This window comes from Janthinobacterium sp. 35 (genome assembly GCF_002754575.1).
Lineage (GTDB): Bacteria > Pseudomonadota > Gammaproteobacteria > Burkholderiales > Burkholderiaceae_D > Janthinobacterium > Janthinobacterium tructae.
Genome location: NZ_PEFN01000001.1, coordinates 4,747,933 through 4,772,562, shown reverse-complemented (window position 1 = coordinate 4,772,562; position 24,630 = coordinate 4,747,933). Strand labels below are relative to the sequence as shown.

16 protein-coding genes are annotated in these 24,630 nt (G+C 65.1%); 6 read left to right on the top strand and 10 right to left on the bottom strand.

Translation table 11 applies throughout. The annotated features are described in order from the left end of the window. Complete coding sequence (locus CLU93_RS21290) at positions 1 to 1,095, bottom strand: ABC transporter ATP-binding protein (protein ID WP_099763194.1); 1,095 nt, start codon at positions 1,093 to 1,095, stop codon at positions 1 to 3. Between the two features lie 74 nt (positions 1,096 to 1,169). Beyond that, positions 1,170 to 2,744, bottom strand: a complete 1,575-nt coding sequence (gene glpD, locus CLU93_RS21285; RefSeq protein ID WP_257225044.1) for a glycerol-3-phosphate dehydrogenase — start codon at positions 2,742 to 2,744, stop codon at positions 1,170 to 1,172. Between the two features lie 194 nt (positions 2,745 to 2,938). Here glpD and CLU93_RS21280 point away from each other — a divergent pair, with 194 nt between their 5' ends. From CLU93_RS21280 to CLU93_RS21270, 3 genes are all read left to right on the top strand, one after another. Then, positions 2,939 to 3,697, top strand: a complete 759-nt coding sequence (locus CLU93_RS21280; protein WP_096236294.1) for a DeoR/GlpR family DNA-binding transcription regulator — start codon at positions 2,939 to 2,941, stop codon at positions 3,695 to 3,697. Positions 3,698 to 4,006: 309 nt separating this feature from the next. Further along, complete coding sequence (locus CLU93_RS21275; protein ID WP_099763193.1) at positions 4,007 to 4,510, top strand: MarR family winged helix-turn-helix transcriptional regulator; 504 nt, start codon at positions 4,007 to 4,009, stop codon at positions 4,508 to 4,510. A 79-nt stretch (positions 4,511 to 4,589) separates the two neighbouring features. Continuing rightward, a complete protein-coding gene (locus tag CLU93_RS21270; RefSeq protein WP_099763192.1) occupies positions 4,590 to 5,507 on the top strand; it encodes a pyridoxal-phosphate dependent enzyme in 918 nt (305 codons plus the stop codon). Positions 5,508 to 5,510: 3 nt separating this feature from the next. On the opposite strand, the gene CLU93_RS21265 is transcribed toward CLU93_RS21270, so the two are convergent. The 7 genes from CLU93_RS21265 to CLU93_RS21235 all read right to left on the bottom strand — a co-directional run bounded on the left by CLU93_RS21265 (position 5,511) and on the right by CLU93_RS21235 (position 16,244). Beyond that, on the bottom strand, positions 5,511 to 7,493 hold the full coding sequence (locus CLU93_RS21265) for a diguanylate cyclase domain-containing protein (protein ID WP_099763191.1): 1,983 nt from the start codon (positions 7,491 to 7,493) through the stop codon (positions 5,511 to 5,513). A gap of 17 nt (positions 7,494 to 7,510) precedes the next feature. Further along, positions 7,511 to 8,041: an adenylyl-sulfate kinase gene (gene cysC, locus CLU93_RS21260; protein ID WP_099763190.1), complete on the bottom strand. Its 531-nt coding sequence runs from the start codon at positions 8,039 to 8,041 to the stop codon at positions 7,511 to 7,513. A 62-nt stretch (positions 8,042 to 8,103) separates the two neighbouring features. Beyond that, entirely contained in the window at positions 8,104 to 10,773 is a 2,670-nt protein-coding gene (locus CLU93_RS21255; RefSeq protein ID WP_099763189.1) for a nitrate reductase, read from the bottom strand. A gap of 11 nt (positions 10,774 to 10,784) precedes the next feature. Next, on the bottom strand, positions 10,785 to 12,023 hold the full coding sequence (locus CLU93_RS21250) for an NAD(P)/FAD-dependent oxidoreductase (protein WP_099763188.1): 1,239 nt from the start codon (positions 12,021 to 12,023) through the stop codon (positions 10,785 to 10,787). Further along, positions 12,008 to 12,361 (bottom strand): nitrite reductase small subunit NirD, encoded by a 354-nt coding sequence (gene nirD, locus CLU93_RS21245; protein ID WP_165829607.1) that lies wholly within the window; start codon positions 12,359 to 12,361, stop codon positions 12,008 to 12,010. Before nirD ends, CLU93_RS21250 begins: the two co-directional genes overlap by 16 nt. A gap of 12 nt (positions 12,362 to 12,373) precedes the next feature. After that, on the bottom strand, positions 12,374 to 14,926 hold the full coding sequence (nirB, locus tag CLU93_RS21240; RefSeq protein WP_099763187.1) for a nitrite reductase large subunit NirB: 2,553 nt from the start codon (positions 14,924 to 14,926) through the stop codon (positions 12,374 to 12,376). Between the two features lie 10 nt (positions 14,927 to 14,936). Next, positions 14,937 to 16,244 (bottom strand): MFS transporter, encoded by a 1,308-nt coding sequence (locus tag CLU93_RS21235; RefSeq protein ID WP_096236307.1) that lies wholly within the window; start codon positions 16,242 to 16,244, stop codon positions 14,937 to 14,939. Positions 16,245 to 16,578: 334 nt separating this feature from the next. Between CLU93_RS21235 and CLU93_RS21230 the strand changes: the two genes are divergently transcribed. Together CLU93_RS21230 and CLU93_RS21225 are read left to right on the top strand one after the other, a co-directional pair. Next, positions 16,579 to 18,285: a CehA/McbA family metallohydrolase gene (locus CLU93_RS21230; RefSeq protein ID WP_257225041.1), complete on the top strand. Its 1,707-nt coding sequence runs from the start codon at positions 16,579 to 16,581 to the stop codon at positions 18,283 to 18,285. Positions 18,286 to 18,475: 190 nt separating this feature from the next. Beyond that, positions 18,476 to 20,587, top strand: a complete 2,112-nt coding sequence (locus tag CLU93_RS21225; RefSeq protein ID WP_099763185.1) for a prolyl oligopeptidase family serine peptidase — start codon at positions 18,476 to 18,478, stop codon at positions 20,585 to 20,587. Positions 20,588 to 20,802: 215 nt separating this feature from the next. Here CLU93_RS21225 and CLU93_RS21220 read toward each other — a convergent pair whose 3' ends face one another. After that, positions 20,803 to 21,426, bottom strand: a complete 624-nt coding sequence (locus CLU93_RS21220; protein ID WP_099763184.1) for a glutathione S-transferase family protein — start codon at positions 21,424 to 21,426, stop codon at positions 20,803 to 20,805. Positions 21,427 to 21,638: 212 nt separating this feature from the next. Here CLU93_RS21220 and CLU93_RS21215 point away from each other — a divergent pair, with 212 nt between their 5' ends. After that, positions 21,639 to 24,344 carry a M1 family metallopeptidase gene (locus CLU93_RS21215; RefSeq protein ID WP_099763183.1) on the top strand — a complete coding sequence of 902 codons (2,706 nt, stop codon included), beginning with the start codon at positions 21,639 to 21,641 and terminating at the stop codon, positions 24,342 to 24,344. Positions 24,345 to 24,630: the final 286 nt, after the last annotated feature.

Here is a 24,630-nt window from a genome sequence, read left to right as displayed (position 1 = left end):
TCACACTCCTCCTTGCACAGGGGCAAACAGCAGGCCGCCATCGTCGGCAAAAATCAGCAAGGCGTGCGGCTGGCAATACACGGTGCAGGCGCTGCCGATCTCCAGGTTGTGCACGCCGCCCAGTTGCGCCACCAGGGCCAGGTCGCCACGGCGCGCATGCACATAGGTTTCCGAACCGCTGATTTCCGCCAGGTCCACCGTCGCTGCGATGGCCACGTCGCCCTCGGACTGGGGAGACAGATGCAGGCTGTGCGCGCGCACGCCGAGAATCACCTGCGTGCTGTCGCCCAGGCGGGCACGCTGTGCGCCGCTCAGGTGTATCGCCAGGCCGTCCGCCGCCTGCGCCACGCCCTGCGCATCGACGCGCGCGGGAATCAGGTTGATGGGCGGATCGCTGAAGGTGCGCGCCACGGCGATGGAATTGGGCGCGTTGAAGACGTCCAGGGTCGGCCCCTGCTGCAGCAAGCGTCCCTCGTGCAGCACGGCCACGTGGCCGCCCAGCTGCAGCGCTTCCAGCGGTTCCGTGGTGGCGTACACGACCGTCGTGCTGCCGCTGGAAAACAGTTCCGTCAACTCGCGGCGCAATTCCTCACGCAATTTGTAGTCGAGGTTCACCAGTGGCTCGTCGAGCAGCAACAGCGAGGCATCCTTGATCAGCGCGCGCCCCAGCGCCGTGCGCTGCTGCTGGCCGCCCGACAGTTCGCCGGGCGTGCGCTGCAGATACGGCGTGATATGCAGGCGCTCGGCCAGCGCCAGCACTTTGGCGTGGATCTGTTCCTCGGGCACCTTGCGCAAGCGCAAGGGCGAGGCGATATTGTCGTACACGGTAAAGGCCGGATAGTTGATGAATTGCTGGTACACCATGGCCAGATTGCGCTTGCTGACGGGCACGCCCGTCACGTCGACGCCATCGGCAGTCACTGTGCCCCCGCTGGGCTTGTCCAGGCCCGCCATCACGCGCATCAGGGTCGTCTTGCCGGCACGCGTGGTGCCCAGCAAGACGTTGATGGCGCCCGGCACCAGCGCCAGCGACATCGGATATAAATAATCGTCAGCCCCCTGCTTCCTGCTGATCTTGTCCAGTACCAGTTGCACGCGCGTCTCCTCCAGTGATGGTTTCTTATTCTTCGCGGCACCCTCTGCGGGGCGTGGTCGCCAACATGTGCTGCTTACGGCAAAGGGTGCTGCAACAGCCAGGCGTCGAGCCTGCCCGCCGTCTCGCGCGGCAGGTGCAGGCCCAGCTTGGAGCGCCGCCACAGGATGTCGGCCGCGCTGACGGCCCATTCATGGCGCCGCAAATAGTCGACTTCCGCCCCGTACAGGCCGGCGGCGATTGCCTCGCCCATGGCCGCCACATCCTTGCGCCCAGCCAGCAGCAGATGGATGCGCGTGCCGTAGGCGCGCGCATAGCGCGCCACCAGCGCCGCCGGCAGCCACGCGTACTCGCGCTGCAAGCCTTGCACGAACTGCCCGAATTCGCGCACGGACCGGTTCTGCGGCGTACTGCCGAACACGTCGCCGCCGGGCAGGCAGGCGCTGGCCGTCCAGGCTGGCCGCGTATTGCCCAGCAAGGGCGCCAGTAAATCCAGCGCTTCCTCAGCCAGCTTGCGAAAGGTGGTGATCTTGCCGCCGAAGATACTCAGCAGCGGCGCGCCCTCCTGGTCCAGCTCGAAGCGGTAATCGCGCGTGACGGCCTTGGCGTCGGCCGCCGCGTCTTCCACCAGCGGGCGCACGCCCGCATACGTCCAGACCACGTCGGCAGGATTGATGGGCTTGCTGAAATAGTAACTGGAAAGCTCGCACAAGTAACGAATTTCCGCGTCATCGATTTCCACCTTGCCGCGCTCGCCCTGGTAGTCGAGATCGGTGGTGCCGATCAGGGTGAAATCGTGCTCGTATGGAATGGCAAACACGATGCGTCCGTCCGGATGCTGGAAGATATACGCATGATCATGCTCGAACAATCGCTTGACGACGATATGGCTGCCCTTGATCAAACGCAAATGGCGGCCCTGTCCGCCGGGCGCCGCCTGTTGCAGGAACTCGGCCGTCCACGGCCCGGCCGCATTGACGACGCTGCGCGCGCGCACGGACAACTCACGTCCATCGCCTTGCTGCAGGGTCGCCTGCCAGCAAGCGTCCGCACCCGCGCCATCGCGCCGCAGGGCCGTGCAGCGCGTCTGTGTCAGCACGTGCGCGCCCTTGTCCGCCGCGTCGATGGCGTTCAGCACCACCAGGCGCGCATCGTCGACCCAGCCGTCGGAATACACGAAGCCGCGCTTGAACTCAGGTTTTAACGGTTGTCCGGCCGCGTGGCGCTCAAGGTCGATGCCTTGTGAGGCAGGCAGGATTTCGCGCTTCGCCAGCATGTCGTAGAGAAACAGGCCGGCGCGTATCAGCCAGGCGGGGCGCTGGCCTTGCGCATGCGGCATGACGAAGCGCAAGGGCCACATGATGTGCGGCGCCGAGCGCAACAACACTTCGCGCTCGATCAGCGCCTTGCGCACGAGGCCGAATTCATAGTATTCGAGGTAGCGCAGACCGCCGTGTATCAGCTTGGTGGACGCGGACGAGGTGTGGGCGGCCAGGTCGTCTTTTTCGCACAGCACCACGGACAAGCCCCGCCCGGCCGCGTCGCGCGCGATGCCGGCGCCGTTGATGCCGCCACCCACCACCAGCACGTCGCATGCCATCGCCGGCTGCGGCTGCGGCACTGCGTCGATTCCCTGCTGCATTGAGGCCATCGGGACTCCATCGTTATCAAGGACAAGCGACCAAGAAAGACTAGGCACACCCGGCGACTGTGGTTAAGATCAATACGGATGTCATACGAATGCAATATGGATAAGATTACGCCATAAATCGAACTCATAGCAACATGTTTTCACCCAAATTTGTTCGATTTTGTTCGCTTATGCAATTTTAAAGAGACACGCCCATGAATTTGAATCCCCGCCAGCGCCGCTTGCTTGAAGTGGTGCGCCAGAAAGTCACCATGTCGGTCGAGGAGTTGGCCCAGCAACTCGACGTCACGCCGCAAACCGTGCGGCGCGACGTCAAACAGATGGAAGAAGCGCGCCTGCTGGCCCGCTATCACGGCGGCGTGGGCTTGCCCTCGTCCGTGGAAAACATCGATTACAGCCAGCGCCAGGTATTCAACAGCGACGCCAAGCGGCGCATCGCCACCGCCGTGGCGGCGCAAGTGCCGCATGGCTGCTCGCTCCTGATCAATATCGGCACCACCACCGAAGAAGTGGCGCGCGCGCTGGGACAGCACACGGGCTTGCACGTGGTGACGAACAACCTGAACGTGGCCGCCATCCTGGCCGACAACGGCGCCTGCGAAGTCATCGTGGCCGGCGGTGTGGTGCGCGGACGCGACCGTGGCATCGTGGGTGAAGCCACCATCGACTTCATCCGCCAGTTCAAGGTCGACATCGGCATCATCGGCATTTCCAGCATCGACGAAGACGGCAGCCTGCGCGACTTCGATGCGCGCGAAGTGAAGGTGGCGCAAGCCATCATCGAGCAGTCGCGCGAAGTGTGGCTGGTGGCTGATCAGCATAAATTCGGCCGCAAGGCGCTGGTGCGCCTGGCCGACCTGGCGCAAATCGATATCTTGTTTACGGATGCGCCGCCGCCGGCCCGCTTTGCCGACGTCCTGCGCGACGCGGGCGTCAAGGTGGTGGTGGCCTGAGCGGCAGGTAGGGGCAAGCGCAGCGAATGATATGAAATATTTATCAATTCGGCAAAAAAGCTGTTACCATTGATGCAACATGAGTTATTTTTTTAATCTTCCTCTCCGGCAATACGATTAGCCGCTTGATATTGCTTTTTATCTATCCAGAGCAAGGAAATAAGGAAAAACTCTTTGTCGCTCAGTGATTTCCTGTGAAAACAGTGTTAAAACGACCTCAAGCACGATGATTATTCCCAAACAAACCACTCGACAGCCAGCGTCAAGGCCCTAACCATGCCGACAACGCCGCCCAGTGAAGGAAAAGAAATGAGCCATAATTTTGAAACGGCCGGCATGCCGCAAACCGCCCGTCCCAACAGCGTTCCCGTCAGCGAGCTGGAAGCCCATCTCGGCTACTGGCTGCGTTTCGTCTCCAACCACGTTTCCCACAGCTTCCAGAAAAAAGCCGAAGCCAACGGCGTGACGGTGTCCGAATGGGTCGTGCTGCGCGAAATGTTCCGCCTCGGCTGCACCTCGCCCACGGTGCTGGCGCAAGTGTCCGGCATGAGCAAGGGCGCCGTGTCGAAGCTGATCGACCGACTGGAAAGCAAGGGCATGGTCAGCAAGTCCATCCTGCTGGCGGACCGCCGCCAGCATTCGATCGAACTGACCACGGAAGGCGAAGCGCTGGTGCCCGTGCTGGCCGAGATGGCCGACCAGAACGACGAGGAATTCTTCGGCAAGCTGCCGCGCCAACTGCGCGACGACCTGCTCGATGCGATGAAGGAAGTGGCGCGCACGCATCAGCTCAAGAACGCGCCCCTGAATTAAGGCCGCTGGCGGCAAGGGTGGGACGGTGGCACGGGCGCTTCGGCTATGATGCTGGCCTGACCGTCTACCAGGAACACGCATGGCCCTGCACATCGAAACCCCTCTGCTCAACTCGCGCGCCCTGAGCCTGCTCAGCGAACGCACCATCTGGCTCAAGCTCGAAGCCCTGCAGCCGCCCGGCTCCTTCAAGATCCGCGGCATCGGTCTCGCCTGCGAAGAATACGCGCGGCGCGGCGCCAGCCGTTTCATCTCTTCTTCCGGCGGCAATGCCGGCATCGCCGTGGCCTATGCGGGACGCCAGCTGGGCATTCCCGTCATCGTCGTGGTGCCGGAAACGACCAGCGCGCGGGCCAGGGCCCTGATCGCCCAGGAAGGCGCCGAAGTCATCGTGCACGGCGCCGCCTGGCAAGAAGCCAACGCGCTGGCGCAAGCCATGCTCACGCCGCAAGACGCTTTCCTGCATCCGTTCGACGACCCGCTGCTGTGGCAGGGCCACGCGGGCATGATCGATGAAGTGGCCAGCGCGGGCCTGAAACCGGACGCGGTGGTGCTGTCGGTGGGCGGCGGCGGCCTGCTGGCCGGCGTGGCCGAAGGCTTGCAGCGCAACGGGTGGGACGACGTGGCGCTGGTGGCCGTGGAAACCGAAGGTGCGGCCTCGCTGGCCGCCGCCGTGGCCGCGCGCGACCACGTGGCCCTGCCATCTGTCGCCAGCATCGCCACCTCGCTGGCCGCGCGCCAGGTGTGTGCGCAAGCCTACGCCATCAGCCAGACGCGCCTGCTGCACAGCGTGGTGGTCTCGGACAAGGCCGCCGTCGATGCCTGCCAGCGCTTCATTGACGACCAGCGCCTGGTGGTGGAGCCGGCCTGCGGCGCGGCGCTGGCCGCCGTCTACGGCAAGGTGCCGCAACTGGCGCCCTACCGCAATGTGCTGGTCATCGTCTGCGGCGGCGTCACGGCCACCACGCAGCAGCTCGACCACTGGACTGCCACTCTGTAAAACCTACGGCGCCGCCTCAAGCAGCGCCACGCCGTCGCGGCCCTGCCCCTTGGCGGCATACAGGGCCTGGTCCGCCAGGTCCAGCAACTGCGCCGGCGTCAGCGCGCCTTCGCGGAAGATGGCGATACCGACGCTGGTCGTCACCCGCAGCGGGCCGCTGGCCAGCTCAAACGGCTGGCGGATGGCGTCGATGATCTTCGCGCCGATCTGGCGCACTTCCGCCGCGCCGTTCACGCCTTCGAAAATGATCACGAATTCATCGCCGGCCAGGCGCGCCACCAGGTCGCTGGCGCGCACGCTGCGCACCAGGCGCGCGGCGAATTCCTTCAGCACCTCGTCGCCCGCTTTGTGTCCCAGGCTGTCGTTGATGACCTTGAAACGGTCGATATCGAGATACGCCAGCGCCATCGGCGCGCGCGCCACGCGCGTACGCTGCATGCTTTGCACCAGCTGTTCGTCGAAGCGGCGGCGGTTGGCGATGCCCGTCAGGGTGTCGGTGGCGGCGGCAAACTGCAGCGCCGTATGCACCGCCTTGGTCTTGGTGATTTCGTGGATCAGGCCATACACGCCTTCCACCGCGCCGCTCTCGCCCACATCGGGCACATAGCTGGTCTGAAAGGCACGCCGGCCCGCCTCCCCCTCGCCGTCGATGGTGAATTCATATTCGACCTCCTCGCCCGCGAAGGCGCGCTGCAGGTAGGCTTCGCGCAGCTGATAAGCTTCTTCGCCCAGCACCTCGCGGATCGACTGCATCATGCTTTCCTTGTGCGACCGGCCGAACCATTTTTCAAACGTGGCGTTGATGAACTGGTAGCGGTGCTCGCGGTCGATGTAGACGATCACCACGGGAACATGGTCCGTCAGCAGTTTCAGGCGCCGTTCGCTGTCGCGCGTCTGCGCCTCGGCGATTTCGCGCTCGGCCACCAGCGAGTAAAAATCGCGGCTCAAGTCGCCGATTTCGTCGCGCCGCCCGATTTGCAGCGCCTCGATGCCCAGGCGCTGGCGGCGAATCTGGTGCACCTGGCGGCGCAAGCGCTCCAAAGGCTGCAACAGGCGCAGCACCACGCGCCAGCCGGCCAGCCCCGCCAGCGCCGCCAGCAGCACGGCGGCCAGCAGGATCTTGCTGCGGATGGCGTGCAGCGGCGCGAACGCGTCACGCATGGGATACACGGACGCCAGTATCCATCCCGTGGCGGGAATGCGGTGGTAGGCGAACAAGGCATCGACGCCCTGGGTGGTGGTGCCCGTCAGCCAGCCCTCGAAGCCCTGCATGGCGCGCCGCGTCGGTTCGCTGATGGGGCCATGCGCGTCGATATGCTGCATGATGCGCGACTTGTCGGGATGCTCGACGATGACGCCTTCGCTGGTCATGATGTACAGATAACCACCCGTGCCCGGCTTGAGCGCGCCCAGGCGCCCCAGGAAATCGGGCTGGCGCAGGTTCACGCTGGCCGCCAGCACATAGCGCACGGCGCCCTGCGCGTCGAACACGGGCTGCGTCACCACCACGATGGGCATGCCCGAAATGCTGCCGTTGAGCGGCGCGGAAATCACCGAACGCCGGGTCGCCAGCGTCTGGTCGAAATACGGGCGGCCTTTCAGGTTCATGCCCGCCTGCGGCTTGACGGGGCCCATGCTGGCCAGCAGGGAGCCATCGGCGGCCGCCACGCCGGCCGTGTAGAACTCCTTGTCCAGCACCGTTTGCGCGGCCAGGAAGCGCTGCAAGCCGGCGCCATCATGCGCGCCGCTGGCCGCCAGGCTGTCGGCGATGGCGCGCAGCACGTTGCGCTTCGCGTCGAGTTCTTCATCGATGAAGACAGCGGCGCTGGCCAGCGATACATACTGCTGGCGTCCCGTCACATCGCGCATGCCGCGCTCGGCCACGCTCAGGGTGGCCAGCGCCAGCGAGGCCACGGCCGCCAGCACGAGCAGGAAGACGACCACGCTCATGCGCGCCTTCAGGCTGGCGGGCAGGCGTCGGCGCAATCGTTTTCGCCAGTTCGTCACGTACGCTGCTGAAGGTAGTGGCACAGGCGCTCGACCGACTCGTCCAGCGCCAGCGTGCCCGTGTCCAGGGTCAGCGCGGGCGACAGCGGCGCTTCGTAGGGAGCGGAAACGCCCGTGAATTGCGCAAGCTGCCCCGCGCGCGCCTTTGCGTACAGGCCTTTCGGATCGCGCGCCTCGCACACGGCCAGCGGTGTGCTGACGTGGACCTCGATGAAATGCGCCGCGCCGACGATGTCGGCCGCCATGGCCCGGTCGGCGCGGTACGGCGAAATGAAGGCGGCGATGACGGTCAATCCCGCCGCGTTCATCAGGCGCGCCACTTCGGCCGTGCGGCGGATGTTTTCATGCCGGTCTTGCGGCGTAAAACCGAGGTCGCGGTTCAGGCCATGGCGCAGCTGGTCGCCGTCGAGCAGCGCCACGGCGCGGCCCTGCGCCTTCAGCGCTTGCGCCAGCGCCAGCGCGATGCTGGTCTTGCCGGCGCCGCTCAAGCCCGTCAGCCAGACCGTGGGGTGTTGTGCTGCTGTCATCACACTGCCTCTCTGTTACAGAGCTGGCAATATAACAAAGCCGTGCCGGAAAGGACAGATTTTCAGGCCGCGCTGCGCGCGGCAAGCAGCAACTGTCGTATCTCCGGCACGCAGGAACCGCAATTACCGCCCGCCTTGACGCAAGCCGTCACCTGCGCCGTCGTCGTCAGCTTTTGCTCCTGGATGGCGGCGCAAATGGTGTTGCGCCCGACACCAAAGCACGAGCACACGGTGGGCCCGGCGTCGACACCCTTGCCGATGGGCTGGCCCAGCAGCACGCCGGCGCGGTCCGCCGCATCCATTTGCGCGTGTGCAAACAGGCCCGCCAGCCAGCTGCGCGATGGCAGGTCGGGACGGGGCGAGACATACACGCATTGCGCGATGCGCCCTTCGTCCAGGTGCACGGCGCGGTACACGCCGGCGCTGGCGTCCGCATAATCGAGCCAGTCGGCCTTGTCGTCCGTGACGCCGAGCAGCGCGCGCGCCCAGGCGCCCAGGTCTTCAATGCGCTGGCGCCCGGCCAGCTCGTAGCGCAGGAATTGCTCGCCCTGGATGCGCGTCCAGTGCGCCACGCCGTCCAGCTTCAAGGGCGTGCGGCTCAACACGAAAGCATGCCAGTGCACGCGGAACTGCTCGATGCGCACGGGCGTGTGCTTGAATTCGGGTTCACCCGAGACGGGATCGACGACCGGGTTGACGACGGCGCCCACGCGCGCATCGGAGGCATTCGCGTCGCTCCAGTGGATCGGCACGAAAACCTGGCCGCGCGCGATGCCGCCGCCGTGCACGACCCTCGCCACCATCGCGCCCCAGGCGCTGGAAATGCGCGCCAGCTCGCCTTCGCGCACGCTGTACAACAGCGCATCCTGCGGGTGGAGGTCGATGAACGCCTCGGCGACGTGAGCGGACAATTTCGCCGCCTTGCCCGTGCGCGTCATGGTATGCCACTGGTCGCGCACCCTTCCCGTGTTGAGGATCAGCGGATACTCTGCGTCGGGCGCATTGCGCGGTGCGCGCGGCGGCGTGGGCACGAAGCGCGCGCGCCCATCCGCATGCGCGAAGCGGCCGTCGCCAAACAAACGCGCCTGGCCCTGCGGCCACTGCTGCGGCGCCAGCGCATCGTATTGCGCCGCATCCAGCTTGTCGAGGCCCGCCAGGTTGAACAGGCGCGCCGTTTCTGCCCCGTTGCGGAAGGTGGACAGGCGCGCGTGCTCGTCGAAGATGGCCTGCGGCGAGGTGAAATCAAAGCCCGCATAGCCCATGCGCGTGGCTACCTCGCACAGCACCTGCCAGTCGGCGCGCGCCGCGCCGGGCGCCGGCAAAAACGCCCGCTGGCGCGAGATGCGGCGCTCGGAATTGGTCACCGTGCCATCCTTCTCGCCCCAGCCCAGCGCGGGCAGCAGCACGTCGGCATGCGCATTCGTATCCGACCCGGCGCTGATGTCCGACACCACCACCAGTTCGCACTTGGCCAGCGCGCGGCGCACCTGGTCCGCGTCCGGCATGCTGACCAGGGGATTGGTGGCGATGATCCACACGGCTTTGACCTTGCCCGCTTCGATCGCGTGGAACAGTTCCACGGCTTTCAAGCCCGGTTTGTGCGCGATGCGCGGCGAGTCCCAGAACGTCTGCACCGTGTCGCGGTGCAGGGGATTATCGAGTTCCAGGTGCGCCGCCAGCATATTGGCCAGGCCGCCCACTTCACGCCCGCCCATGGCGTTCGGCTGGCCCGTCAGCGAAAACGGCCCCATGCCGGGCTGGCCGATGCGCCCCGTCGCCAGGTGGCAGTTGATGATGCTGTTGACCTTGTCCGTGCCGGAGGAAGACTGGTTCACGCCCTGCGAAAACGCCGTGACGACCTTGCGCGTAGCGGCAAACGCCTGGTAAAACGCCAGCAAGGCTTGCGGGTCGACCTTGCAGATTTTCGCCACCTGCACAGGATCTGAACAGTCAACATGCGCCGCAGCCAGCGCTGCGTCGAGTCCGGAGCTGTGCTGCGTGACGAACGCATCGTCGATCACGCCTGCCTGCGCCAGATAGCACAGCAAGCCGTTGAACAGCCACACGTCGGTGCCCGGCTTCACGGGCAAATGGACATCGGCCAGCTCGCAGGTGGCCGTGCGGCGCGGGTCGATCACCACCAGTTTCATCTCCGGCCGGCCTTCCTTGATGCGGGCGATGCGCTGAAACAGGATCGGATGGCACCAGGCCGTGTTCGACCCCACCAGCACCACCATGTCAGCCAGTTCCATGTCTTCATAGCAGCCCGGCACGATATCCTCGCCGAACGCGCGCTTGTGTCCCGCCACGGCCGACGACATGCACAGGCGCGAATTGGTGTCGATATTCGCGCTGCCCACATAGCCCTTCATGAACTTGTTGGCCACATAATAATCTTCCGTCAGCAGCTGGCCCGAGACATACAGGGCCACGGCGTCGGGGCCGTGTGCATCGATGATGGCGCGCAAGCCGCCGGCCACTTTGTCCAGCGCCACGTCCCATGAAGCCGGCTGCAACGCACCATCGACGCGCACCTGCGGCTGCAGCAAACGCTTGTCCAGATCCAGGGTGTCGCCCAGCGCCGAGCCTTTCACGCACAGCTTGCCCAGGTTGGCCGGGTGGCCGCTATCGCCGGCGATGCGGATGGCGCCGTCGGGCAGGCGTGTCGCTTCCACGCCGCAGCCGACGCCGCAGTACGGGCAAGTGGTTTTTACGGGCGTGCAGCTTGTCATGAGATGTCCTGTCAGGCAGCCTGGCCGCACAGGGCCTGGCCAAACAATAAATGGGAACGCAGCGCGCTGATGTCGCGGCGCTGCTGGATCAGGTCGAAATACCAGGGACCGTCCTGCACCTCGCCATACAGCACGGCGCCCACCAGGCGGCTGCCCTGCACCACCAGGCGCTTGTAGACACCGCGGCGCGGATCGCGCAGCACCAGGTCTTCGCTGCCTTCGCCGCCGATGATGTCGCCGGCCGAGTACAGGTCGATGCCCGTCACTTTCAATTTGGTGGCGCTGGCCTGCTGCACGTAGCGCCGGTGTCCCGCGCCGGCCAGGTGCGCGCCGCACACGCGCGCCTGTTCCCAGATGGGCGCGACCAGGCCGAAGGTGGCGCGCCGGTGCTGCACGCATTCGCCCACCGCGTACACGCGCGGGTCATAGCTTTGCAGGCAGTCATCGACGACGATGGCCCGCTCGCAGTGCAGGCCGGCCGCTTGCGCCAGCGCGATGTTGGGGCGCACGCCGGCCGTCATCACCACCAGGTCGGCCGGGATCGACGTACCATCGGCAAAGCGAACTGCCTGCACCCGGTCGGTGCCGAGAATTTCCGCCGTTTGCGCCTGCATCAAAAACCGCAGGCCGCGCGCTTCCAGCGCCGTTTTCAGCAGCATCGATGCGGGTGCATCGAGCTGCTGGTTCATCAGGGCACCGCTCATGTGCACCACCGTCACATCCATACCCTGGCGCTGCAAGCCGTTGGCCGCTTCCAGTCCCAGCAAGCCGCCGCCGATGACCACTGCGTGGCGGTGCGTGCGCGCCGCCTGCAGCATGGTGTCGACGTCGCTGATGTCGCGAAAACCGATCACGCCGGGCAGGTCATGCCCGGGCACAGGCACGATGAACGGCGTCGAGCCGGTGGCCAGCAGCAAGCGGTCGTAGCGCACCTCGATCCCGGACAGTGATTGCACGGTGCGCGCCTGGCGGTCGATGCGCACCACGGGGTCGCCCGCGTGCAGGGTGATGCCATTTTGCGCATACCAGTGGCGCGTGTGCAGCATGATGTCGTCCACCGTCTTTTCACCGGCCAGCACGGGCGACAGCAAAATGCGGTTGTAATTACCATGCGGTTCGGCGCCGAACACGGTGATGTCGTACAGGTCGGGGGCCAGTTTCAGCAACTCCTCGACCGTGCGCATGCCGGCCATGCCGTTGCCAACAACAACTAAAGACGGCCGTGCGGCGGTGTTCACAGGGCCACCCATACCATGCCGCCGAACACGCGCGCCGGCCAGGTAGCCACCGAATGCTCGGGCGCTTCCAGGCACTCGCCGCTGGCCAGGTCAAAGTGCTGCTTGTAGATGGGCGAGGCGACGACGACGCGCTCGCCGATGCTGCCCACCAGGCCCCGCGAGAGCACGGAAGCGCCCGCGTTCGGGTCGACATTGTCGATCGCGTACACGCGCGGCGCGGCATCGCCGATGCGGAACACGGCCACGTGGCGCCCGTTCAACAATGCGCACACGCCCGTGTCGGGCACGATGTCGGTCAAGGGGCAGATAGCCACCCAGTTGTCGGCGCTGGCGCCGGACAGTTCATTCATCGCATTCATGGCTCAAGCCTCCACGGCAAGGATGGGGATCACGCTGCTGCGGCGTTCACTCGGCGTGGCGGGCCGGATCTGGCCCCGCTCTTCGACGAACACCACGTTTTCATCGTTCTTCTCGCTGTTGACGAAGTGGCGGAAGCGCTGGCGCACGGCGGGGTCGGTGACGGCTGCTTTCCATTCGCAGGCATAGGTGTCGACCACGTGCTGCATGTCCGCTTCCAGCTCGTGGGCGATGCCCAGGCGGTCGGCCACGACGACGGCTTTCAGGTAATCGAGGCCCCCTTCCAGATTGTCGCGCCACACGCTGGTGCGCTGCAGGCGGTCGGCCGTGCGCACGTAAAACATCAGGAAGCGGTCGACGTAGCGCACCAGGGTCGCTTCATCGAGATCGGACGCGATCAGTTCCGCGTGGCGCGGCTTCATGCCGCCATTGCCGCACACGTACAGATTCCAGCCCTTTTCTGTGGCGATCAGGCCGATGTCCTTGCCCTGCGCCTCGGCGCATTCGCGCGTGCAGCCGGAGACGCCGAACTTGATCTTGTGCGGGGTGCGCAAGCCCTTGTAGCGGTTTTCCAGCTGGATCGCAAAGCCCACGCTGTCGGCCACGCCATAGCGGCACCAGGTGGAACCGACGCATGATTTCACCGTTCGCAAGGATTTGCCGTAGGCGTGGCCCGACTCGAAGCCGGCCGCGATCAGCTCTTCCCAGATGGCCGGCAACTGGTCGACTCTTGCGCCGAACAGGTCGACCCGCTGGCCGCCCGTGATCTTCGTATAGAGACCATATTTTTTCGCCACCATGCCCACGGCGATCAAGCCGTCGGCCGTCACTTCGCCGCCCGGCATGCGCGGCACGACTGAATATGTGCCATCCTTCTGGATATTGCCGAGGAAATAATCGTTACTGTCCTGCAGGCTGGCGTGCACGGGAGACAGCACGAAATCGTTCCAGCACGAGGCCAGGATATTTGCCGCCACGGGCTTGCACACGTCGCAACCGAGACCGTGGCCATGCGCTTCCAAGAGTTCGCCGAAGCTGCGGAGCTTGCCCACGCGGACCAGGTGGTGCAATTCCTGGCGCGAGTAGGCAAAGTGCTCGCACACGTGGTTGTTCACCATCAGGCCCTGCTTCTGCATTTCCGCCTTCATGATCTGCGTCACCAAGGGCACGCAGCCGCCGCAGGCGGTGCCCGCCTTGGTGCAGCTTTTGAGCGCGCCTATCGTCGTCGCGCCCTCGGCCACGGCCGCGCACAGCGCGCCTTTCGACACGTCGTTGCACGAGCAGATTTGCGCCGACTCGGGCAAGGCATCCACGCCCAGTCCCACCTTTTGCTGGCCATCGGCCTGCGGCAGGATCAGGAATTCGGGGGATGCAGGCAGCTCGATTTTATTGAGCATCATCTGCAAGAGCGTGCCGTATTCGCTGGCGTCGCCCACCATCACGCCGCCCAGCAGGTATTTGCCGCAATCGGAGACGACGATCTTCTTGTAGATCTGCTTGCGCTCATCCATGAACTGGTAGGAGCGGCTACCCGGTGCATTGCCGTGCGGGTCGCCCAGGCTGGCCACGTCCACGCCCATGAGTTTCAACTTGGTGCTCATGTCGGCACCCTTGAACGACGCTTCGCCCTCCTCTTCCAGCACATGGCGCGCCGCGATGCGCGCCATTTCATAGCCGGGCGCCACCAGGCCGAAGACCAGGCCGCCCCACAGCGCGCATTCGCCGATCGCATAAATATCGGGGTCGGAGGTGACGCAACGGTCGTCGATGGCGATGCCGCCGCGCGGCCCCACGTCCAGGCCGCAGGCGCGCGCCAGTTCGTCGCGCGGACGGATGCCGGCCGAGAAGACGATCATGTCCGCTTCCAGGTGGCTGCCATCGGCAAACTGCATGCGGTGCGTGGCCGCTTCGCCGTCGACGATGGCCAGGGTGTTCTTTTGCGTGTGCACGGTCACGCCCAGTTCCTCGATCTTGCGGCGCAGGACGCGCGCGCCACCTTCATCGACTTGCACGGCCATCAGGCGCGGCGCGAACTCCACCACGTGGGTGTCGAGCTTCAAATCACGCAAGGCTTTCGCGCATTCGAGGCCCAGCAGCCCGCCGCCGATCACCACGCCCGTGGTGGACTTGGCGCCCCAGGCCAGCATGGCTTCCAGGTCTTCGATGGTGCGGTAGACAAAGCAGCCATCGCGCTCCTTGCCCGGCAGCGGCGGCACGAACGGCGTGGAACCCGTGGCGAACACCAGCTTGTCGTAGGCCAGCACTTCGCCCGTGCTGGCAGTGACGGTTTTCGCCACGCGGTCGATGGACACGGCCCGCGCATTGAGTTTCAGGACGACGTTGCCCTTGTCGAAGAAGCCGGGCGCCACTAGCGACAGATCCTCGGCCGATTTGCCGTTGAAAAATTCGGACAGGTGCACGCGGTCGTAGGCGGGACGCGGTTCTTCGCACAAGACCGTGACGCACAAGTGCGGCGCGTTTTCCAGGGCCAGGCGTTCGAGGAATTTGTGCCCGACCATGCCATGGCCGAGGACGACGATCTTCACGGGATGGTTCATTCTGCTCTCCTCAGGCCGCGGCCATGTTCGGTTCGGCCGCCAGCCCCGTAAAACGGGCGGCGATGGCGCACAGGGCCGAGATCACCACCAGCGCGCTCAAGATGATCAGGGTCTGGCGGATGTCGCCCGTACCCTTCATCAGGAAACCGGCCGCCACGGCGCCCACGTTGCCGCCCGCGCCGATGATGCCGGCCACGCCGCCGAGCGCCTTGCTGTCGATGAAGGGCACCAGCGCGTAGGTGGCGCCGCACGCCATGTGGGTGAACAGGCCGAAGACCAGCATGGCGATGACGGCGTACGTGACGCTGTCGACCTTGGCAAACCACAGCAAGCCCACGCCTTCGCCGATCATCAGCATGAACAGCAGGGTCACGCGGCTGTTCAGATTGCCGCGCAAGGCCAGTTTGTCGGACATCCAGCCACCCAGGGCGCGGGCAAACAGGGCCAGCAAGCCGAAGCTGCCGGCTGCCAGGCCGGCGGATTTCAAAGACAGGCCGAAATGGTCGACGTAATACACGGCGGCGATGTTGTGGATGAAAATCTCGATGCCGAAGCAGGCGCCGTAGGTGACGAACAGCAGCCAGACGCGGTAGTTGGAACTGGCTGCCTTGAAGCTGGCCCAGCCACCGCTTTTGCCACCACCTTTGCCCCCTTCGATGGCGGTGCCAGCGGCGCGCAAGTCCGAGTAATTGCCTTCAGGGCAATCCTGCGTATAGCGCCAGTACAACACGGCCATCACCAGCATCAGCACGCCCGGCACCAGCAGGGCGATGCGCCAGCCCAGCGATTCGGACACGCCCAGCATCAGCACGGCACCGAGCAGCAAGGGCATCAGCGCCTGCGCCGCCCCGCCGCCCGCATTGCCCCAGCCGGCGGCGGCCGCATTCGCCGTGCCCACCACGCGGGGCGCGAACATCACGGAGGTGTGATATTGCGTGATGACAAAGCTGGCGCCGACGGCGCCGATGCCCAGGCGAAAGAACAGAAAGCTTTCATAGCTTTGCGAGGCGGCCACGCCCAGTACGGGAATGGCGCCCAGCAGCAGCAAGCCCGTGTACGTCTTGCGCGGGCCGTAGCGGTCGCACAAGGGTCCGACGATCAGGCGCACGAGGATGGTGATGGCGACGGCCGCGATATTGATATTCGCCACTTGCGCCAGGGAAAGGCCGAACTCGCCCTTGATAACCGGCATCAGCGGTGCACAGGCGAACCAGGCGAAGAAACACACGAAAAATGCCATCCACGTCAGGTGGAATGCCCGCATGGGCGGCGTGGCGAGGGAGAAGAGCGCGATGCGCGTTGCTTTTTGGCTGGCCATGATAGGTTCCCGAAGTATCCCGAAAATAACAAAAATGCAAACAAAAACGGCGCCCGCCCCCGCCGATGAAAAAAAATCAGCCAGAGCGGACGCCGTTGTCCAGGTGGTCCGTCGTTGGACCGTTGTGCGTTTATTCAGGGGATCGCCGTTGATCCGTACCTTCTGTTTAGCAAGCGCCGTGCCAGCTTGCCGCACGGGCAAATAGCCTTACCGATACGAGGTTTGCGCCAGATCATGGCCAATCACGGTGCAAGCACGCCACTTGCTGGTGCATGCGGGAACCAGCAAGTGGCAACTTTTGTCTAAATACCATTCGAAGTAGTCGCAGGAGGCCATGATGCTCAAGATACTGCGCCGCTGGCGGCCACCGTGGCTGGCTTGCGCGTGCGCCGGCGTGCTGCTCATTACGTGGAGCAACACCGCCGCAGCGCAAGAACCGAAGGAACACAGCGAACTCGATGCCACCGTCGTTGCGCCCTTCCGCGCCGCAGCCGCTGCGCGGACAACGCAGGCGCGTACCTCGCAGTCACGTACATTTATCGTGCGCCTCACTTACCCGGACGCAGGCCGCACGCACGCCGTGCACTGGACACTGACCTTGTCCGGCCCCGGACCGCAAGGGGCCGTGCTGCGGCGCTGGTCAGGCACGCAACAGGTGGGCGCCGACGGCCAGAGCATAACCCTGCCCTGGGATGGCCGCGTCGACGCCGGTGCGCGCGAGCGGCGCATGCTGGCGCCCGATGGCTTGTACCAGTTGCGCCTGCTGGCCGTAGCCGATGCGGGCACGCCGCAAGAGGCGCAGGTAGAGCAGCAATGGCACATCCAGGTGCAGCGGGGCACCAGCACGGCGCCCCGAGTGCCCGCCTTCCAGGCCGGCCTGCAACACCTGTCCAGCCTGGATGGGCAGCCCGCCTACCGCATCGTCTACGCCAACCTGCACAGCCAGACGCGCCACAGCGACGGCGGCGCGGCGCTCGACGCCTGCCGTGGCGCGCAGGAACCGCAAACGGCGCCCTTCGGCCCCATCGATGCGTACAAGTATGCGCAAGATCACGGCCTGGACGCCTTGCTGACATCCGAGCACAACCATATGTATGACGGCTCGGACGGCACCAACGCCGCCGCCCTGCCGGCAGAAGCCAAGGCCCTGTACCAGACGGGGCTGGCCGAAGCGGCCGCCTACACGGCTGCCCACCCGGGCTTCCTGGCACTGTACGGCATGGAATGGGGCGTCATCAACAAGGGCGGCCATGTGAACATTGTCAATAGCGAGCAGTTGCTGGGCTGGGAAAGAAATGCCGGCGGCGAATTGCTGGCCGATGTGGAAACGCCGAAAAGCGACTACGCAGCCCTGTATGCGCTGATGCGCGAACGGGGCTGGCTGGGCCAGTTCAACCACCCGGCGCAAACGGGCCAGTTTCTCGTCAACGGCCAGCCGCTGGGCTACACACAAGATGGCGACGCGGCCATGGTGCTGTGCGAAGTGATGAACACGTCCGCCTTTTCCACCAACGACAAGGAAACGGAGACGCGGCGCAGCAACTACGAAGCGGCTTGCAACCGGGCCCTGGCAGCCGGCTACCACGTGGTCTTCAGCAGCAACCAGGACAACCACTGCGCCAACTGGGGCGCGTCGTACGGCAACCGCACGGCCGTGCTGGTGGCCAGCCCGGCCGCCGGCATGCCCGTTTCCCGCGACAGCTTCCTCGACGCGCTGCGCGCGCGCCGCGTGTTTGCCACCATGGACAAGCACGCGCAGCTGCTGTTCACAGCGAATGGCAGGCTGATGGGCGAGCGTTTCGACAACCACGGCCCCTTGCAGCTGGCCACCCATTTCAGCAACAGCGCCGGGCGGCAAGCGGCGGCCATCGCCATCTTGCACGGTGTACCGGGCGGCAACGGCTCCGTCACCGCCATATCGGACCAGGCCGAGACCACCCTCACGCCCGCGCCCGGCCCCCATTTCTATTACGCGCGCCTGACGCAGGATGACGGCAATATCGTCTGGTCGGCGCCCGTGTGGGTCAATCAGTTGCCTTGAGGAGGCCGCCTCGCCTGTATAGCACCGCAGATTCTGCGGCGTGCTTCCATTCCAGCAAACAATATTTGAAAAGTAACTATTTTTTTAAGTAGCCGTCCATAGACACTGGTTCCCCACAGCAATCCATGGCACCATGGCTGCGCCGTTTTGCCTGCAACGCGGCCTCCATCGGACCAACCAGGAACCCTACATGTCGTCATATCGCAATCTCGCCGGCAGCATGCTGCTCGGCCTGGCCGCAGCGGGCATCGCCCATGCACAAGCACCCACGCCCGCCGCTGCCACTGCTCCGGCCGATCCCCACCTGTGGCTGGAAGACGTCCTCGGCGACAAGCCGCTGGCCTGGGTCAAACAACACAATGCCGTCACCACCAAAGAGCTGGAAGCCCGGCCCGGCTTCTCCGCCCTGCAGGCGCGCCTGAAAACCATCCTCAACTCGAAGGAACGCATTCCCTACGTCAGCAAGGAAGGCGAGTATTACTACAATTTCTGGCGCGACGCCCAGCATGTGCGCGGCATCTGGCGCCGCACCACGCTGGCGCAGTACCAGCTGGCCGAGCCGGCCTGGGAAACCGTGATCGACCTCGACCAGCTGGCCGCCGGCGAGCATGAAAACTGGGTCTGGGGCGGCGCGTCCTGCCTGTATCCAAAGGGCGAACGCTGCCTCATTTCCCTGTCGCGCGGCGGCGGCGACGCCAAGGTGGTGCGTGAATATGACGTGGCCAAACGCGCCTTTGTCGACGGCGGTTTTACCCTGCCCGAAGCGAAGGGCAGCGCCACCTGGATCGACCAGGACACCCTGTTCGTCTCCACCGATTTCGGCCCCGGCACGATGACCAGCTCCGGCTACCCGCGCATCATCAAAGAGTGGCAGCGCGGCACGCCGCTGGCGCAGGCACACACGCTGTATGAAGCCAAGGCCGACGACCTGAGCGCCGGCGCCTACAAGGACTTCACGCCCGGCTACGAACACCAGTTCATCGAACGGCAAATCGATTTCTACAGCGGCGAAATGTTCCTGCGCGACGGCGCCGAGTTGAAGAAAGTGCCGAAGCCGGACGACGCGACGGCCTTCACCGTGCGCGACCAATTGATCATCACCCTGCGTTCGGACTGGAAAGTGAACGGCAAGACCTACCTGCAAGGCTCATTGCTGGCGACCGACTTCAAGGCCTTCATGCAGGGCAAGCAGGAGCTGGAAGTGCTGTACGCGCCCACGGCCACGTCGTCGCTGGACAATGTCACACCGACCAGGTCAGCCATCCTCGTGACGACTCTGGACAAGGTCAAGAACCGCCTGACGGAACTGCGCCACGTGAACGGCAAGTGGCAGCGCCGCGCCGTCGACGCGCCGAAGCTGGGCACCCTGGCCGTCAGCGCGCTCGATCCCGTCGACTCGGACCGGTACTTCCTGACGGTGACGGACTTCCTCAACCCGACCACCCTGTACCTGGCCACGGCGCAAAGCGACAAGCGCACGAAAATCAAATCGCTGCCCGCCTACTACGACGCGGCGCCGTACAAGGTGGAGCAGTTCGAATCGACGTCGAAGGATGGCACCAGGGTGCCGTATTTCGCCATCATGAACAAGAAGACGAAGTTCGACGGCCGCAACCCCACCGTACTGTATGGCTACGGCGGCTTCGAAGTGTCGCTCAAACCCAGCTACAGCGGCACCACCGGCGTGGCGTGGCTGGAAAAGGGCGGCGTGTATGTGCTGGCCAATATCCGCGGCGGCGGCGAATTCGGCCCCCGCTGGCACCAGGCGGCATTGAAGGAAAACCGCCAGCGCGCATATGACGACTTCATCTCCGTGGCGCAAGACCTGATCAAGCGCAAGGTCACCAGTCCGCGCCACCTGGGCATCATGGGCGGCAGCAATGGCGGCCTGCTGACGGGCGCCGTGCTGGTGCAGCGTCCCGACCTGTTCAACGCCGTCGTCAGCCAGGTGCCGCTGCTCGACATGCGCCGCTATAACAAGCTGCTGGCGGGCGCCTCGTGGATGGGAGAGTACGGCGACCCGGACGTGGCGGAACAATGGGCTTACATCAGCAAGTACTCGCCGTACCAGAACGTCTTCAAGGACAAAAAGTATCCGCGCGTGCTGTTGACCACCTCGACGCGCGACGACCGGGTCCACCCTGGCCATGCGCGCAAGATGGTGGCGAAGATGGAAGAGCAAGGCCACGACGTGCTGTACTGGGAAAACACGGAAGGCGGCCATGCGGGCGCCGCCAACAACGACCAGCAGGCGCTGATGTGGGCGCTGACCTACACCTTCCTGCACGAGCAGCTGAAGTAATGTGGTGGTGTCGGATTACGCGCTCACGCGCTAATCCGACCTACCGGGCTGTAGGTCGGCGTAGGTCGGCGTAGGTCGGCTTAGCCCAACGGGCGTAAGCCGACAACATTGTTGGCCCGCCCGCGATGATGTCGGATTACGCGTTCCGCTAATCCGACCTACCGGGCGAAAGCGGCCGCCGCAGACCGGAGGTCGACGCGGGCCGCAGACATTGCTTACTTCACCTGCGCGCTGGGGCGTTCGGCGATGCGGTCGCGGTAGGCTTGCAGGTTCTGTAACCCTTCCGCACCGGGCCGGTACTTCATCAGGCCGCGCGCGAATTCCAGCGCGCAGAAGGCCGTGATGTCGGCAATCGTAAAGCGCTCGCCGGCGATATACGGCTGGCCGGCCAGCACCTGGTCCAGCCATTGCGCCGTTTCGCGCAGCTTGCCCGCCTGCGCCGTGGCGAAATCGGGAAACTGCGGGTTTTCCAGCGCCACCAGGGCCGGATGGCCGTGGCGCACCCAGTTGGCGGCGGCGCTGAACAAATGCAGTTCCACGCGGCGGTCGGCCATTTCAATGAAGGCGCGCTCCTCGAAACCCTCGCCCATCAGGTTCGGCTGCGGCTGCAAGCCTTCCAGGTAGGTGCAGATGGCACGCGTCTCGGTCAGCACGCGCCCGTCCGCCAGTTCCAGCACGGGCACGCGGCCCAGCGGGTTTTTCGCCAGGAAGGCGGGGTCGCGGTGCTGGCCCGCCATCAGGTCGAGCGCCACTTCCTCGATGCCGGTGATGCCCTTCTCGGCGATGAACATCGTAACGCGGCGCGGATTGGGCGTGCGGGGGCTGATAGTCAGTTTCATGTGCGTGGGTCTCGTCTCGTTATGGTGGTTCACAATCATACCAGCGCACGGCAGCCACGCGACGGCCCTGGTGCGTTGACTTTGCCCCCGTTTCCACTTAGATTGCTGTACGGGAACGCTGGCTTTCAGTTCCAGCGATGTCCCCCAACCGCCATCAACGCTCGCAGCCTATCCGGCTGGCGGGCGTTTTACTCATGAACGAAGGGCATACCATGCATCGCACACCGACTCCGCGTTTCCGCCGCAGCCAACTGGCCGCCGCCGTCCTGGCACTGGCTTCCATCACCGCAGCCCATGCGAGCCACGCCGCTCCCGCCGCCAGATACGCCTCGGCCAGCCATGCCGCCACGACCACCACGCAGCTGCCGCGCGGCGTCACGCCTTTGCACTATATTGTGTCGATCACGCCGGACGCCGCCGCCGCCACCTTCAAGGGCGAAGCCGCCATCAAGGTGGCCGTCGACACGCCAACGGCCAGCATCACCTTCAATGCCCTGAACCTGGCGTTTGCCGCCGCCGCCATCGAAGGCGCAGGCGGCAGCAAGCAGGTGACGCGCAAGATCGAGTTCGATGCAGACAAGCAGACGGCCACCGTGCATTTTGCCGAGCCGCTTGCCAAGGGCGAGTACCTGTTGCGCATCGACTACACCGGCAAGATCGGCACGCAGGCCACGGGCCTGTTCTCGCTCGACTATGACACGCCGCAAGGGCGCCAGCGCGCGCTCTACACGCAGTTCGAGAATTCCGATGCGCGCAGCATGCTGCCGTCGTGGGATGAACCGGACTACAAGGCCACCTTCGATCTCAGTGTGGTCGTGCCGAGCAGCCAGATGGCCGTCAGCAACATGCCGATTGCCCGCAGCGAGGAGATGGGCTATGGCATGAAGCACGTGTACTTCGCCACCACGCCACGCATGTCGACGTATCTGCTGTTCTTCGGCCTGGGCGACTTCGAGCGCGCCACGGCCATGAGCGACGGTACGGAAATAGGCGTCATCACCAAGAAGGGCGCGCTGGCGCAAAGCCGCTTCGCGCTCGACGAGTCAGCCGCCCTGCTGCGCGAATACAACGATTACTTCGGCGTGCGCTACCCGCTGCCCAAGCTCGACAACATCGCCGCGCCGGGCCGCAGCCAGTTCTTCGGCGCCATGGAAAACTGGGGCGCCGTCTTCACCTTCGAATACGGCCTGCTGCTCGACCCGGCCATCTCGACCCAGTCGGACAAGGAAAACATCTACACCACGCTGTCGCATGAAATGGCGCACCAGTGGTTCGGCGACCTGGTCACCATGCGCTGGTGGGACGACCTGTGGCTCAACGAAGGTTTTGCGTCGTGGATGGAAAGCCGCACCACGGAGCGTCTGCACCCGGAGTGGAACACGGCCCTGTCCAACGTGGGCGGGCGCGAATCGGCGATGAGCCAGGACGCGCTGCGCACCACGCATCCCGTGGTGCAGCGCATCGCCACCGTGGAGCAAGCCAGCCAGGCCTTCGACGGCATCACCTATCAGAAGGGCGAAGCGGTGATCCGCATGCTCGAAGCGTACGTGGGCGCCGACACCTGGCGCACGGCCGTGCGCAGCTACATGCGCAAGCATGCGTATGGCAATACGGTGTCGGACGACCTGTGGCGCGAAGTCGATGCGGCCGCCGGCAAGCCTGTCAGCGCCATCGCCCATGATTTTACCCTGCAGCCGGGCGTGCCGATGATCACGGTGGGCCAAGCCGTGTGCAGGAAGGGCAGCACGCGCGTGACCCTGACGCAGACGGAGTTTTCCAAGGACCAGCCGGAGAAGAAAGCGCTGTCGTGGAAAGTGCCGGTGATCGCCTCGACGGTTGGCAACGGCAAACTGGCCCGCGTGCTGGTCAAGAATGGCAAGGCGACCTTGAACGTGCCCGGTTGCGGCGCCCTGCTGGTGAACGCGGGCCAGAGCGGCTACTACCGCACCGTGTACGCGCCCGCCAACACGCGCGCGCTGGCGGGCAGCTTTGCGCGCCTGGCGCCCATCGATCAACTGGGCTTGCTGGCGGACAGCCAGTCGCTGGGCCTGGCCGGTGCGCAAAACCTGGCTGATTTCCTGGAACTGGTGAAGGCGACGCCGCTGTCGGCCGACCCGCAGGTGCTGGGAAAGGTAGCCGGCGCCCTGGGCGGCCTGTACGAACAGTATGCCGGTGATAGCACGGAGAGCAAAGCGCGCCAGCAGGCCTTCGGCCGCTTCGCCATGGCGCGCCTGGCGCCGATGATGGCGCAGACGGGCTGGGAAGCGCGCGCGGGCGAAGCGTCGAGCGTGGCGACCCTGCGCGCACGCCTGATTGCCATCCTCGGCGACATGGGTGAGCCGGGCGTGATCGCCGAGGCGCGCCGCCGTTACGCGGCCAGCGAGCAGGATCCCTCCGCCATGCCAGCGCCGCTGCGCCGCACCATCCTGGGCGTGGTGGCGCAGCATGCGGACGCCGCGACCTGGGAGCAGCTGCACGCCAGGGCGCAGCAGGAAAAGACGCCGCTGGTCAAGAACCAGTTGTACGACCTGCTGGCGTCGAGCGATGATCCAGCCCTGGCGCAGCGCGCGCTGACGCTGGCGCTGACGGATGAACCGGGCGTGACCAACAGCCCCGCCATGATCTCGCGCGTGGCGCGCACGCATCCGGAACTGGCCTTCGACTTCGCGCTGGCACACCTGGAGCAAGTCAATGCGCGCATCGACGCCAGCTCGCGCAGCCGCTACTTCCCGCGCCTGGCCGCCGGTTCGGCGCAGCCAGAGATGATCGCCAAGCTGGAAGCGTATGCGCAGGCCAACCTGCCGGCCGGCGCGCGTGGCGACGCCGACAGTTCCGTGGCCGGCATCAAGTACCGCATCAAGGTGCGCGCCGAGCGCCTGCCGGCGGTCGATGCGTGGCTGGCCAAGCAAACGGGCTAAGTAAAATTCCCGGCGCCGCGGCGCCGGGAGGCGATGAACACCGATGAAAACGCAGGCAAAAAAAACCGGCTTCGCAGATTGCGGTAGCCGGTTGAAACGCTGTTTCAGAGCGCAGGGATAAACTGGGAAAAACAGGAAAGCGGAAATCGTGCCGGTCATTGAGGTGTCCGGCAACCCTGCGCCCGGGGTTTCCGTGCGCCATGTATCCACTATGCCAGCCCTTCGTTGAGACAGGCTTAGGACTTCATTAAATCCCCGCACTATCCCTGCATTTCCCCTGCCCCGC

What these genes read in the sequence shown, in the direction of transcription:
- CLU93_RS21275 (WP_099763193.1), top strand. Translation starts at nt 4,007, where the DNA reads ATGAGCCATAATTTTGAAACGGCCGGCATGCCGCAAACCGCCCGTCCC.
- CLU93_RS21280 (WP_096236294.1), top strand. Translation starts at nt 2,939, where the DNA reads ATGAATTTGAATCCCCGCCAGCGCCGCTTGCTTGAAGTGGTGCGCCAG.
- nirB (WP_099763187.1), bottom strand. Translation starts at nt 14,926, where the DNA reads ATGAACCATCCCGTGAAGATCGTCGTCCTCGGCCATGGCATGGTCGGG.
- CLU93_RS21225 (WP_099763185.1), top strand. Translation starts at nt 18,476, where the DNA reads ATGTCGTCATATCGCAATCTCGCCGGCAGCATGCTGCTCGGCCTGGCC.
- CLU93_RS21255 (WP_099763189.1), bottom strand. Translation starts at nt 10,773, where the DNA reads ATGACAAGCTGCACGCCCGTAAAAACCACTTGCCCGTACTGCGGCGTC.
- CLU93_RS21235 (WP_096236307.1), bottom strand. Translation starts at nt 16,244, where the DNA reads ATGGCCAGCCAAAAAGCAACGCGCATCGCGCTCTTCTCCCTCGCCACG.
- CLU93_RS21215 (WP_099763183.1), top strand. Translation starts at nt 21,639, where the DNA reads ATGCATCGCACACCGACTCCGCGTTTCCGCCGCAGCCAACTGGCCGCC.
- cysC (WP_099763190.1), bottom strand. Translation starts at nt 8,041, where the DNA reads ATGACAGCAGCACAACACCCCACGGTCTGGCTGACGGGCTTGAGCGGC.
- nirD (WP_165829607.1), bottom strand. Translation starts at nt 12,361, where the DNA reads ATGAATGAACTGTCCGGCGCCAGCGCCGACAACTGGGTGGCTATCTGC.
- CLU93_RS21220 (WP_099763184.1), bottom strand. Translation starts at nt 21,426, where the DNA reads ATGAAACTGACTATCAGCCCCCGCACGCCCAATCCGCGCCGCGTTACG.
- CLU93_RS21230 (WP_257225041.1), top strand. Translation starts at nt 16,579, where the DNA reads ATGATGCTCAAGATACTGCGCCGCTGGCGGCCACCGTGGCTGGCTTGC.
- glpD (WP_257225044.1), bottom strand. Translation starts at nt 2,744, where the DNA reads ATGGCCTCAATGCAGCAGGGAATCGACGCAGTGCCGCAGCCGCAGCCG.
- CLU93_RS21270 (WP_099763192.1), top strand. Translation starts at nt 4,590, where the DNA reads ATGGCCCTGCACATCGAAACCCCTCTGCTCAACTCGCGCGCCCTGAGC.
- CLU93_RS21250 (WP_099763188.1), bottom strand. Translation starts at nt 12,023, where the DNA reads ATGGGTGGCCCTGTGAACACCGCCGCACGGCCGTCTTTAGTTGTTGTT.